Here is a 12,194-nt window from a genome sequence, read left to right on the forward strand (position 1 = left end):
ATGATACAAGCTGAGCATATATGTAAATATTATATGAACCATAATCACACGGTGCATGCTGTTGAGGATGTATTCTTTACCATTGCTGAATATGAGCGGGTAGGCATCGCCGGCGGTAGCGGTTCCGGTAAAAGTACACTCCTTAGACTCATGGCGATGCTAGAAAAACCTACATCGGGTACATTGCGACTCTTCGACGAAGATATATCACAGATTCAAAACCATACGGAAATATATCGCTCGCTGCAGATGATGTTTCAAAATCCGTTGGCGATTATTCCGCCACGGATGAACTTGGAAGCCTTTCTACTTGAGCCGTACATTAACTATGGTCTTATGGACATGGCCGGAGCGAAGGAAGATATCCGCAAATGGATTCAACACGTGGATCTACCGGAATCGATTGTTCAGAAGTATCCTCATGAAGTAAGTGGTGGTCAACTGCAACGTGTTGTACTAGCACGAATCATGCTGATGCATCCAAAACTAGTACTCTTCGATGAACCTACATCAGCTCTTGATGCGGTGAATCAAAAACTAGTACTTGATTTATTACAAAAGCTACATAAGGAACAACCCTTCGGCTACGTGTTCGTCAGCCATGACATCGGGCTTTTACAAGCCGTAACAGACCGAATCATGGTTATGAAGGACGGACACATCGTAGAAACCATTGAATCTAAACGACTCAAAGAAGCGGTACACCCGTATACACAAGCACTAGTGGAAGCGAGTGTGTAGAAAACAAAGAGCCTCTGTTTGGAACAGGGGCTTTTACTTATATTGAGATTTATAAAGAAAAGTCATACACTATATAGTATATAAAATTTTTTGTATTTATATTTAGTTGGGGTTATGTGGGAGGTTTGATTATGAAGAGTGAAGATTTTGAGAGATTGATTAGAGGGAAAAATATTAATTTTTTAATTGGAGCTGGTGCTAGTACACCATTGTATCCAACATTATCATTACCTACAGAGATTATTGGTAATGATGAGTGTTCACTTGAAGATATTATTAGTCACCATTCACTATTTGAAGAGAGAAGGAACATACTTTATCTTTATTATTTTTTAAAGTGGATTAAAGTAATGGATGATGAGTCTTATGGAGATGAAGAGTCGGAAAAGCAGAAAGTAAAAGTTAATTATAAAAGGTTTATTTCTGCTATTACTCATTTTTTGCAAACTGAAGGTAGTGAGCGACCTAAGCGTGTCAATATATTTACAACAAATTATGATTTGATGTTTGAATGGACGTTGGATAAGTATATTCAAGATAATTCTTTAATATATTTTAATGATGGTGCAAGAGGTGTATTTTGTAGATATATAGATAGTAAAAACTATAATTTAAATGTTTCTCATAGTGGATATTACGATCGTTATATTAGAGAAATCCCAACTATAAATTTATTTAAAATGCATGGATCAGTATCTTGGACACAAGAAAATGATAAGATTAAGGTAGAGTTACCGAAAGAAACTCTAAAAGAAATCAATAAAGTTGCCGATAATCTAGGCTTTACTATAGATAATATAGAATTATTATTAAAGAAAGCATATAATAGCAATCTTGAAACCTTTATTAATAACTTCAATCAGATTGATATTAGGGGAGAATTAGAATTATTATTTCCTCTAAACTTTGGTCTGTTAGAATCATTTTATGAGAAGTATAAAAGACTTGCTATTATAAACCCTAATAAATACAAATTTCATGATACTGTTTTAGAGCAACATTATTATCAAATGATTAGGGCATTTAGTTATGAGTTAGAGAAGAAACAGTCAATATTAATTGTTTTTGGATTTTCTTTTGCCGATGAACATATCAAATCTATTTTTGAAAGATCTTTGTCTAATCCAGAGTTACAGGTTTTTATTCTTTCATATAGTAAATCATCTCAGGATAACTTGAAGGAAAAATTCAGAAATTATAAAAATATTGTGTTTTTACCCGAGCACATAATCAATAAAAAGGGAGATTACTCATATTTACTTCAGCTGATAGATTGTAGTGGGGAGAATGCTAATGATTAGCTATGTTGTAGGGAATGTAATAAGTATAGATGGAACAAAGATTTCTATCCTTATGAATGATCAATCTAATCTAGAAATGTTTCATCATAATGGTGAATATTATAATGGTGTATCTGTTGGAAGTTATATAGGAATTATTCGTGGATCTCATAAAATAATTGGCCGAGTTGAAAAAGAGTATTCGCAAGATAAGAGCAATAACCCCAATAATATGAAATACTTGGTGGATCGCTTTGAACGTATTTTAGAAATTTCTATTGTAGGAACGATTTATAATGGGCGCTTTGAGTTAGGTCAAAGATTGTTTCCTATGATTTTTAATGAAGTAGTATTATTAACTCAAAGTGAAATTTCACATATATTAACAGGTGGTTATCAATTAGATAGTAATAAATATAAGAGTATTTTTATTGGTAAGACTGTTGCTGAGGGAGTTTCAATTCGGTTACCATGGAGAAAACTATTTAATACACATATAGGTATTTTTGGTAATACTGGTAGTGGAAAGTCAAATACACTTGCTAAAGTATTTTCTAGTATATTTGATTTAGATATAAAAGGAAAAATTAATTTAGCAAAAAGTCAATTTTTTGTTCTTGATTTTAATGGTGAATATACTGATGATTTAATATTTTCAAGTAATAAAAAAAACTTGAATTATCAACTCAACGTCGTTATACCAGTGATAAAATTCGAATTTCTGAAGAAAAGTTTTGGGATATAGAAACTTTAAGTATTTTGTATGCAGCAACAGAAAAAACTCAAAAACCTTTTTTAAATAATGCAGTTAAATATTTTTTTGATGAGAGTCAGGGGGTTACAAAAGAAAAACTCGTATCTGGTATAGGATCTGCATTTTATAATGTTTTTTCTTGTAATAATAATAAAGAAAGTTTAACTCTATTGCTTAAATGTTTAGAAGTGCTTGGGTTGTCATTAGATCAAATTGATAATGAATCAAGGATGCCTAGTCATCAAGAATTTTGGCTATGGCTAAAGGCATCTTGGCGATTTGATACATATTGTATAGATGGCATATATTTTAATAAGTCTGAGGTAAAATCCAAAGTTAAAAATGAACGAACTTCATTTGAATCGGCGATAAATAGTTTGGTTGATAATTGTGAATTAAGTCTTACGGATAAGTTAAAAGTTGCAGTTTATTGTCAAATGATATATGGAATATCATATGGAAGAGTTCAGTATGATCATATTAGTCCGTTAATGAATAGGATTGAAGCGAATTCAAATTGGATTGATAAGATTATTGAGGTTGATATATCAAATTCTGAATGGAAAACTATCAATGTTATATCATTAAAAAACTGTAATATTGATGCAAAGAAAACTATTCCACTTTTACTTTGTAAGTCATTATATGATAGTCATAAAGAACTTTCTCGTCAAAATGAAACTATTGAAAAAACTATTCATTTGATAATTGATGAGGCCCATAATATTTTATCTGAATCTTCAAATAGAGAGTCAGAGAGTTGGAAAGATTATCGTCTTGAAACGTTTGAAGAAATTATCAAAGAGGGAAGAAAGTTTGGGGTTTATTTAACTATAGCAAGTCAGAGACCAGCAGATATATCATCTACAATTATATCTCAACTTCATAATAACTTTATTCATCGGTTAGTTAATGAACAAGATTTACGTATGATAGCAAGCTCAGTTAGTTCGTTAGACTCGATTTCTAGGAGTCAATTACCTACGTTAGCTGCGGGACAATGTATTATTAGTGGTACTAGTTTTGATATGCCTTTACTGATTCAAATAGAACCATTAGAAAAAGATAGAGCTCCAAAGAGTGAGAGTGCAGATTTAGATAATCTATGGCGATTTACACCGAGTACTGAATAATTTTTTAATCTTTCTTCACAATCCTCTCTTATCATAAAAGAAATCATATGTTATCTTTCAGAAAGAGAGGTCTGATTATGACAGCAGTAAAGCATGAATGGCGTAAGCACGAAAAGGAATTGTATTGTCCGAAGCAGCAGGCGGTGCAGGTTATGGTGCCGAGCATGAAGTTCCTCGTGCTGGACGGCGTAGGGAATCCTAATCATGCGGCCTTTGCCGATGATATCGAGGCGTTATATTCGTTGTCCTACGGAATAAAGATGTTGCCGAAAAAGGGCGTGACGCCGGATGGGTACTTTGATTACACCGTGTATCCGCTGGAGGCGCTCTGGAAGCAGATTGAGCATACGAAGCAATTTGATAAGAATAATTTGCAATATCGGGTGATGATCAGACAACCTGATTTTGTGACTCCTGACGTGTTGGAGGCGGCCATTATTAATGTGTCCAAGAAAAAATCGTTGCCTCGATTTAAGGACGTTCGACTTGAATCGATAGAGGATGGTGACTGCGTACAGATATTGCATATCGGACCTTATGACAATGAACCGGAATCGTTTATGAAAGTAGATGAATTATGTACTGCTTATAACTTGCAACGTGTTAACGACGAGTGGCATCGGGAAATCTACTTGTCCGATGCACGAAAGGTGGAGCCTGCAAAATTGAAGACTGTACTGCGCGTGCAAGTGAAAAAGGGATAGTATAAAGCTGTCATATTAAACTTAATCGGATTTATGAAGGAGGCGCCTTATGGATCTGAATAGTTTTTTCTTATTATTCCCGAGCATTTTTATGTTGCACGAATTTGAGGAGATTCTTTTATTTCCGAAATTTATGCGAAGAAATCCAAAACTACAACAGCAATTTTTAGCGTCCGCTTTTACACCGTTCAGATTCAATGCCATCGTCTGTCAGGAATTCATACTCCTGTTGATTGTGCTGGGCTTGAGTATTTATTTTGAAAGCTTCGACATTTACATCACCGTCATCATAGCGTATATATACCATGTGATTGGGCATATATTCCAAAGTATTTTCCTGCGACAGTATATACCGGGCGTTCTTAGTGGTATCATCACGGCCGGTTATTGTACTTGCCGAATCTATGATGCGGTATCGGCAAACTATTGGCTTTTGGCGTATTCGTTCATAACATTGCTGCTTATCCTTGTAAACATTGCGGTGAGTTTTAAAATATTACAGACGTTACAAAAACCATCTGATTAGACTGTGAACGGAAAGCTTTCACAGATAATAGACATATTGTTAAATAAAGCGGCTTCTCCATGAGGGGCCGCTTTCGGCATATAAAAAGGTCATCAACAGTGTGTCGATGACCTCTTAATAGGTAATATACTATTATGCAATTTCTGCTTTCAAATCGATAACGTGTTTACATGCTATGCATCCCGGGCAGTCACAGAATTCAGCGCCTTTTGCCTTAATGTCTTTAGCGTGTTGTAATAGATTAGCTGCGCCTTCTGCACCAAGAATTTGTGTACCAAGTTCAGAGCCTGCAAAGCCGATTGTTTCGTCGATGAGTGCAATGTTTTGCTCCGCAACGGATACGAGTTGTTTTGTAAGTGCTTCTTGTTCAGGTTTGCCTTCTGCATTGATCCAAGATTGAGCGAATTCTTTTAATGTTGGATTGCTTGTAGGTGCATCTAATAAAGCTTGAACGAGTTCTTTTACTTGTGTATGTGTCATGATAGTCTCCTTTATATAACTACTAACTATAGCTTTGGAATAGTGCATTTAGTATCGTATGAGCATCTGTTCCTTTTCTTGAGTTCATTATAGCACCTACCATAATTTTGAATAGTAGAATGATTTGCGATAGATACTATCAAATGTGATAGATTTGTGATGATTACTGAGAAAATTTTTTGATATAATTTAATAATAAAAGCCGAATACCAAAAATTGGCGCAATGTATCTATATTGAAATCGTAGCTTTATTGAAAACGTAGCTTTACTGAATGAAAGATAGAATCAGATAGTCATAAACAAATTAGAATTTTAGGAGGAAAAGATAATGAAACATAAAGTAAAAGTAACAGTTTTAGACAAAAAGTTATATCCTGAACTACAACAGCAATACTGTGCAGATCCTGTTTCTGGTGTCTGTCCTTGTTATAATGTGGGTGACGAGTTCGTTTTTTACCGTGACGATGAGTGGGATGACTTTTGGCATATGGGATTGAACACATTGGTTAAAACGAACGGTAACAAGGATACTATTGCTGGTGGTCCGAAAATGCCGTTTTGCTCGGAAGCATGGAATGCTATTTCACGTTATATTTACACTGTTTACAAGGCGGTTCTATTATGAAAGGCTGGATGAAAAACGAAAATGAAATGATTACCTGCTGTTCAGATGGTACACGTCCGGTAATCTTCAAAATCGAGCGAGTTAATTACGAATAAGATATTGATAACTTCTAGTTTATCTGATTAATGTAATTTGAACTTATGGAGGTAGTAATGAATAAGATAACTTGCATATGTTTAGGTGTTAGAGACATGGAAAAATCAATAAAGTTCTATAGAGATGGTTTAGGATATAAGACTGACTGTAAAGAAAATAATCCGCCAGTAATATTTTTTGATACGGCAGGGACAAAATTTGAACTATTTCCTTTGGAACAATTAGCAAAAGATATTGATGAAAATAATCCACCAGCGGGAAATGGATTTGCCGGAATTACATTAGCTTATAATGTTGAACATAAAGAAGATGTTGATAATGTCATTGAATTAGTACGAAATACTGGGGGGAAAATTGTAAAAGAACCACAAGATGTTTTTTGGGGTGGTTATCATGCATATTTTGCTGATCCAGATGGATATTACTGGGAAGTTGCATGGGGTCCAAACTTTAAGTTTGATGAAAAGGGATTATTGAAATTTTAGTAGTTAATCTTGCTCAGGCGTGTCTTCGGCATCAGCTTATTATAGACTTAGAATCATGCTGTAACTAGTATTATATAGGCATTTGTTCTTTTAGTGATATAATTTACTTAATACATGTTGTTTGTTTATAGGGGAATGTATCATGAAAAAGATTATATGTGCACTGGCCACGCTAGCTTTCATAGGTTCTATTAATATTGTCTCCTCAGAGGACTTAATGCGGCTTCGTCTCAATGGTAATTCGATTTATGATCAGCCTTATGGTGATCGAAATGAGTTTCCTTGTCCAGATAGACTTGGAAGTTGTACTATGACTGATGAGGATTATAGAAGCACTTGTAAAGGTCAATCTCTAGAGGTGTTTGATAACCTATATGAGGCTAAGCAACATTTGAACTTTAAACCGCAGTTGCCAAGTGGTTTAGAGGGATTACGTTCCGTACATGTATCCATTGTGGATCACGATGTACTACAAGTGGTGTATGCCTATCATGAGCTTTTAAAAGGAACATATTTTGACCGTGTAGATGATATGCCAAAGTATATTAAGTATCGCGTATCGACTCTATCTGGTAATATTGCAGGCGATTATAAGGATTATGTGCCTCAGAAGACGGATATTGTGAATGGTATGACGGTAACCTATCGAATGGTAGATGACGCTGTTTACTTAGCATCTTGGGAACAAGCGGGGCAGAGCCATGTGTTCTTATTTAATGAGCCTATTTCTATTGAGCGGGCTAGAGAAATGATTAACAGTGTAGGTACTAATTGAGTTTATTACTGTACTATCTTTTTAAGCTTGATTAGCTTATAATATACATATAAAGAGAGCCCATTAACGTGATTAGGGCGTTAGGCTCATCTAAAACTGAACAAAATTATGATGACGCCTAACGTGTTAGAGGACTGCACTCCTCTATACGTTAGGCGTTTATCGTTGTACTACTTAACTAGTGCAATGATAGTGACTACTGATAACAGAACTATGATAATTACATAGGTAACTTCATGATTTGTCATAGTATCACCTCCTCGCGGAGATGAACCTAACTCACGTCAACGGACTCTCTTCGTAATAAGTATAGCAAAATACTTTTTACACAAATAGCGATATACAGTCCTCTTTGTTGTGGTTGATATTAAAAATAATGGAGCTTTTATGAACGCAGATAATTACAAGATTTCAACGTTGCCATATATAGAAAATGCTAGCAATGAGATAATGGAAAAGTACAATATAAAAGCACAATATGAAACGGAACCACCTCATGGAGATGCTATATATTCTATTTCTATAAAGGGGAAAGTATTACCGTTTTGGATTTATGGTAGGGACGTTACTTTCATAGGTAATAGTATGGTTATGGTCGAGTCTGTAAGATGCAAAACCTGGGATCCCATTGAAACCATTATTATTGATTTAGAGAATGAAGTGTATGCTAGTTTAAAGGAATGGTATACAGATATTTCATTTGTTAATAATCGAATAGAGTTTTCCAATCAAGTGGTAAAAATGGATAAACGAATTTTAAATAATTTTGAGAATTTAGAGTGGATAAGCTTTTAAGAGTGATTGCGTAGAGGATTTATTGACTACACTATAGTGAAGTGTTATTCTATATATGACAAGGGATGTCAATATGTGACATAGTCTCATATGAACGAAAAAATAGCAGGGTGGCAGCCCTGCTATTTTTATTGTGCTAGTTACTAACGAGAATGGGGTTATAGGACAAAACGTGTTGGTTTTATAGGCGATGGAGCCAGTAAATTACTGGCTCCATCGCTATTTTAAGTTCTTTTGATAAACTTAGAGGGTGGACAAAATGTGTTAGTAAAAAGTCCCAAAACCCTTGATTTTACTGGCTTCAATAAGGTTATATCTTCTTAGAAAATCGTGTTCTAAGTGGAGGGAATAATCATGCTGGTAAGATGTATAAATTGTGGATTTTCTTGTCAAAAATATGGGAAAACTAAAGCTGGATCACAACGATGGCATTGTAAGCAGTGTAACATCACCTTTACACAAACTATTGATAATACTACTAAATGTTTTCATCGATTTCTAAATTGGTTATTTAGTAAAGAAACACAACAGGACATGCCTGGGCAGGGCCGTACATTTCGTAGACAGATAGCTGATTTCTGGCAAATATGGCCTATGCCGCCCAAAATTGAAACCTCGAGAGATGTGGTATTCGTTGATGGTATTTACTTAGCTAAAAAAGCTTGTATTTTGATCTGTTATGATGGTGAATATGTATTAGGGTGGTATTTATGTAGGTCAGAACAGTCTCGCTCATGGCAAGCTCTTATGCAGCGAATAGCGACCCCCATTGTGGTCGTTTCTGATGGTGGACCTGGTCTTAGAAAAGCATTAAAAAAGTTTGGCGTACCGCCAAGCTTCAACGTTGTATTGTTCATGCCGTATGGCAAGTACATCGTTACACTACTAGGCGGCCTAAGACATTAGCAGGCATTATGTTAAAAGATTTAGCAAGCGATTTATATAACGTAAAAACACAGGAAGATGCAAAAATATGGATTCAACGATTATTTAATTGGAGGGTGACTTTTAAAGAGTTTCTAAATGAAATGACACGTGATAGTAATGATAATTTAAGAGCTACGCATGAACGATTACTAAAAGCCTATAACTCTCTAGTGGTATTAATTAATACAGAGACAATGTTTCGATATTTAGATGAAACATTGGTGTTGGATAAAGAATGTCCGAGGACTAATAACCCTATTGAAGGCGGAGTAAACGCACAACTCAGACGTTTATTGCGTTACCATCGAGGAATGTCTGTAGAAAAACGTATAAAAGCGGTCTTTTGGTGGTGTTATTTACACTCACCAAGACCGCTTTCTGCAAAAGAAATACTTAAGGTAATGCCAACTGATGCAAGTATTTCTACAATATATAGTTCTATGAATGAAAGAGCCCAACTTCAAGGCATAATTCCAACTTGGGGGGATGCCATTTCTTGGGGTGATTTGCATAACTATGACAAATTATCTTTCAATGATTGGGATTAAAGTACCAACACGTTTTGTCCTATAACCCTTTTATCGTCTAGGTGCCAACCCATTTTCAGATGAGATATTAATAGGTCGAGGTATTACCTCTAGAATTAATATATTCCCTCGTGCTATATTACATATGAGTAGTATTTTTACGTTCATATGTATAAGGAGATACTCTATGTTTAACTTTTATAGTGAGTTATTATTACGTTTACAGAAACAATTTGTATCCGAACATGAATCTGATTTCAAATCTATTGAGGATTTGTTAGAAGCATTTATGACTCAATATAATCGTGGTGATTTTAATAATACGATAGAAATGAAATTACGTGATTTATATGAGGCTGCAGAAGAGGCTGATACGAATGAGAAATCAAGGAAGTTATACAATGAAATCCTTGCATTATGTCCAGATGAAGTAGATGCTAAACGAGAACTCATAGCCCTTGAGTTACATCCAAGCTTTCAAATTTATCAGTTGAAACAGCTAGTAGAATCGTTGAAAAAACCAAAGAAAATAGATTGGAATATAATAGAGACGCGTCCTTATATGCGTTGCCTCATCGACATGGGGATGATATATTTAGAATATAATATGTATAATGATGCGATTGCCTGCTTTACGCCAGTTTTTCACGGAGACAAGCAAGATCATTCGGGATTTCTTGTGTATATGATGGTTGCTTGTTGTGGAGCTGCCAACTGGGATCGCGGCCGCAAGGTATATCAGCGATATCTTGCATGTTGCGATGATATACAAAATGCATTTAATCAGGCTCCGGATATCATGTTGCCTATGCATATGCTGTATATTCTATTGGCTTTGCAGTGTGGTGAAAGCAAGATAGCCCATGATGTATTAGCAGATCTTGTTGATGAATATGAAGATATTGATTGGTTATTACAAGATGCAACGCGCTGGAACGATTTTGTAGAAGATCATTTAGAGGCTATTATGTATATGGTAGACCAAGTGAGCAACATAGATTCTGACCCACGAGAATTAATAAGCTTATATACTGCTATCTCATTTTTACCAACTCAATTAGTGGATTTTGAAAGTCCATTATGGCAGACTCTATATGATGCGTATGAACGTGTTACCGATCGAACTGTTATAAATCGGTACTCTAATGATAGTTATATGGGAAAACGCGAGTCCGCTCATATGAGCCCCGTAGAGGTTGCTAAAGGTGGGGCTTTGCGTGGAAATCCGGTATATGACAATATACGGTTCGGTGCACAAATTACACTTTCACAAGCCGGCCTATACACAGTAGATGATTTTAAAACAATTACTAAACAAGAAGTATTGATGCTACCGGGCATTGGTAAAAAAACAGTGGAACAACTAGAGCATAATGGTGTTATATTTAAAGCCTAAGATGTGACTTGAATTTAATAGCAATCCTAGGATAACGAAGGGCTATTTGTCTTTTTCATAATTAATATAATCCCTTTGATGAGTATCTTGGTACTGATCAAGGGGATTTTAAATTACTACAGGGTTGTACTAATTTTTGTCCTATAACCCCATTATTACGCTAATGTTAGAGCGTTGGGCTAGTTGCTAAATAAAAGGGCTAGAAAAGCGTCTAACCACTTGCAAATGTAGTAGGCGAATACATTTACCATGACGGCTAGCCAAAACAAATAAAATAGCTGCCACAAATACGAAATAGACATCGTAATTTATGACAGCTATTTTGGCAGTACATGGTCGATCTTATAGTGTAATTATTTAGTTATATTCTATTTTTTAAAAGCCTCACCGATGGAATAAATTCCGTCAAATAAGAAACCGAAGGCGATGAAATAGATAAATGCTTGTCCAGAAACGATCGGCTCGAATATAAGTAATAGGCCTAATAGTAAAAGAATTAGTGCAAGCCATTTTGCATTACGTCCCATGAGTGATACCATGCTGTCGGACTTTCTTGATTTAATGAAAATAAAGATGGCTTCAATTACCATCCAGACGCCGATTGTAATTGGGAGTACTAATGGTAGGAATGCAAATCCGCCGAATATTAAATAGATACCGAATAGAGCGTTGATAATACCGCCAATGAGATGCCAGCCGCTTCTCATTGCAGAAGGCAACCTAAAATAATTTATAATGCCACTGATTGCATTGGCAAAGAAGATGATAGACATAACCCAAGTGAATGCAAAGAGGTTAATAAGCGGATTTAATAGTAAGAATATCCCTAGGATAATACTTACAATACCCGACAAAATATAAAAGAATTTGTTTGAACCACTCATAATTATTCCTCCAATCTTTGGTACTGCTTATTTTCAGTATGCGTGAAATCATGGGGAATGTCAAA

12 protein-coding genes and 2 pseudogenes are annotated in these 12,194 nt (G+C 35.2%); 12 read left to right on the forward strand and 2 right to left on the reverse strand.

Annotated elements, in window-relative coordinates:
• The 6 genes from AAA071_RS06390 (at position 1) to AAA071_RS06415 (ending at position 5,138) form a co-directional block, all read left to right on the forward strand.
• A complete protein-coding gene (locus tag AAA071_RS06390; RefSeq protein ID WP_024062517.1) occupies positions 1-741 on the forward strand; it encodes an ABC transporter ATP-binding protein in 741 nt (246 codons plus the stop codon).
• A gap of 131 nt (positions 742-872) precedes the next feature.
• Positions 873-2,042, forward strand: coding sequence for an SIR2 family protein (locus AAA071_RS06395; RefSeq protein WP_278452013.1), 1,170 nt, complete (start codon positions 873-875; stop codon positions 2,040-2,042).
• Complete coding sequence (locus AAA071_RS06400; RefSeq protein ID WP_316581614.1) at positions 2,035-2,766, forward strand: helicase HerA domain-containing protein; 732 nt, start codon at positions 2,035-2,037, stop codon at positions 2,764-2,766. The genes AAA071_RS06395 and AAA071_RS06400 overlap by 8 nt, the downstream gene beginning before the upstream one ends.
• Positions 2,767-2,780: 14 nt before the next feature.
• The gene (locus AAA071_RS06405; protein WP_316581613.1) at positions 2,781-3,908 is read left to right on the forward strand and encodes an ATP-binding protein; all 1,128 of its coding nucleotides are present in this window, start codon (positions 2,781-2,783) and stop codon (positions 3,906-3,908) included.
• A 77-nt stretch (positions 3,909-3,985) separates the two neighbouring features.
• Complete coding sequence (locus AAA071_RS06410; protein WP_302132035.1) at positions 3,986-4,612, forward strand: GyrI-like domain-containing protein; 627 nt, start codon at positions 3,986-3,988, stop codon at positions 4,610-4,612.
• Positions 4,613-4,661: 49 nt separating this feature from the next.
• The gene (locus tag AAA071_RS06415) at positions 4,662-5,138 is read left to right on the forward strand and encodes an HXXEE domain-containing protein (RefSeq protein WP_024062534.1); all 477 of its coding nucleotides are present in this window, start codon (positions 4,662-4,664) and stop codon (positions 5,136-5,138) included.
• 132 nt (positions 5,139-5,270) lie between these two features.
• On the opposite strand, the gene AAA071_RS06420 is transcribed toward AAA071_RS06415, so the two are convergent.
• Positions 5,271-5,618 (reverse strand): hypothetical protein, encoded by a 348-nt coding sequence (locus AAA071_RS06420; protein WP_205112758.1) that lies wholly within the window; start codon positions 5,616-5,618, stop codon positions 5,271-5,273.
• A 329-nt stretch (positions 5,619-5,947) separates the two neighbouring features.
• Between AAA071_RS06420 and AAA071_RS06425 the strand changes: the two are divergent.
• From AAA071_RS06425 to AAA071_RS06450, 6 genes and pseudogenes are all read left to right on the forward strand, one after another.
• Positions 5,948-6,339: pseudogene (locus tag AAA071_RS06425) on the forward strand (TIGR04076 family protein).
• A 57-nt stretch (positions 6,340-6,396) separates the two neighbouring features.
• A complete protein-coding gene (locus AAA071_RS06430; protein ID WP_024062157.1) occupies positions 6,397-6,825 on the forward strand; it encodes a VOC family protein in 429 nt (142 codons plus the stop codon).
• A 142-nt stretch (positions 6,826-6,967) separates the two neighbouring features.
• Positions 6,968-7,600 (forward strand): hypothetical protein, encoded by a 633-nt coding sequence (locus tag AAA071_RS06435; protein WP_349234090.1) that lies wholly within the window; start codon positions 6,968-6,970, stop codon positions 7,598-7,600.
• 387 nt (positions 7,601-7,987) lie between these two features.
• Positions 7,988-8,395 carry a hypothetical protein gene (locus tag AAA071_RS06440; RefSeq protein ID WP_009351901.1) on the forward strand — a complete coding sequence of 136 codons (408 nt, stop codon included), beginning with the start codon at positions 7,988-7,990 and terminating at the stop codon, positions 8,393-8,395.
• Positions 8,396-8,749: 354 nt separating this feature from the next.
• A pseudogene (locus tag AAA071_RS06445) lies at positions 8,750-9,870 on the forward strand (IS1249 family transposase).
• A gap of 166 nt (positions 9,871-10,036) precedes the next feature.
• On the forward strand, positions 10,037-11,245 hold the full coding sequence (locus tag AAA071_RS06450) for a hypothetical protein (RefSeq protein ID WP_278452009.1): 1,209 nt from the start codon (positions 10,037-10,039) through the stop codon (positions 11,243-11,245).
• Between the two features lie 368 nt (positions 11,246-11,613).
• On the opposite strand, the gene AAA071_RS06455 is transcribed toward AAA071_RS06450, so the two are convergent.
• On the reverse strand, positions 11,614-12,129 hold the full coding sequence (locus AAA071_RS06455) for a DUF308 domain-containing protein (protein WP_278452008.1): 516 nt from the start codon (positions 12,127-12,129) through the stop codon (positions 11,614-11,616).
• Between the last annotated feature and the right edge of the window lie 65 nt (positions 12,130-12,194).

The sequence above is a fragment of the Veillonella parvula genome (assembly GCF_040097785.1).
Lineage (GTDB): Bacteria > Bacillota > Negativicutes > Veillonellales > Veillonellaceae > Veillonella > Veillonella parvula_D.

Excerpts from the sequence above, each read along its gene's own strand:
- AAA071_RS06390 (WP_024062517.1), top strand. The coding sequence starts at position 1 with ATGATACAAGCTGAGCATATATGTAAATATTATATGAACCATAATCAC.
- AAA071_RS06395 (WP_278452013.1), top strand. The coding sequence starts at position 873 with ATGAAGAGTGAAGATTTTGAGAGATTGATTAGAGGGAAAAATATTAAT.
- AAA071_RS06400 (WP_316581614.1), top strand. The coding sequence starts at position 2,035 with ATGATTAGCTATGTTGTAGGGAATGTAATAAGTATAGATGGAACAAAG.
- AAA071_RS06410 (WP_302132035.1), top strand. The coding sequence starts at position 3,986 with ATGACAGCAGTAAAGCATGAATGGCGTAAGCACGAAAAGGAATTGTAT.
- AAA071_RS06415 (WP_024062534.1), top strand. The coding sequence starts at position 4,662 with ATGGATCTGAATAGTTTTTTCTTATTATTCCCGAGCATTTTTATGTTG.
- AAA071_RS06420 (WP_205112758.1), bottom strand. The coding sequence starts at position 5,618 with ATGACACATACACAAGTAAAAGAACTCGTTCAAGCTTTATTAGATGCA.
- AAA071_RS06430 (WP_024062157.1), top strand. The coding sequence starts at position 6,397 with ATGAATAAGATAACTTGCATATGTTTAGGTGTTAGAGACATGGAAAAA.
- AAA071_RS06435 (WP_349234090.1), top strand. The coding sequence starts at position 6,968 with ATGAAAAAGATTATATGTGCACTGGCCACGCTAGCTTTCATAGGTTCT.
- AAA071_RS06440 (WP_009351901.1), top strand. The coding sequence starts at position 7,988 with ATGAACGCAGATAATTACAAGATTTCAACGTTGCCATATATAGAAAAT.
- AAA071_RS06450 (WP_278452009.1), top strand. The coding sequence starts at position 10,037 with ATGTTTAACTTTTATAGTGAGTTATTATTACGTTTACAGAAACAATTT.
- AAA071_RS06455 (WP_278452008.1), bottom strand. The coding sequence starts at position 12,129 with ATGAGTGGTTCAAACAAATTCTTTTATATTTTGTCGGGTATTGTAAGT.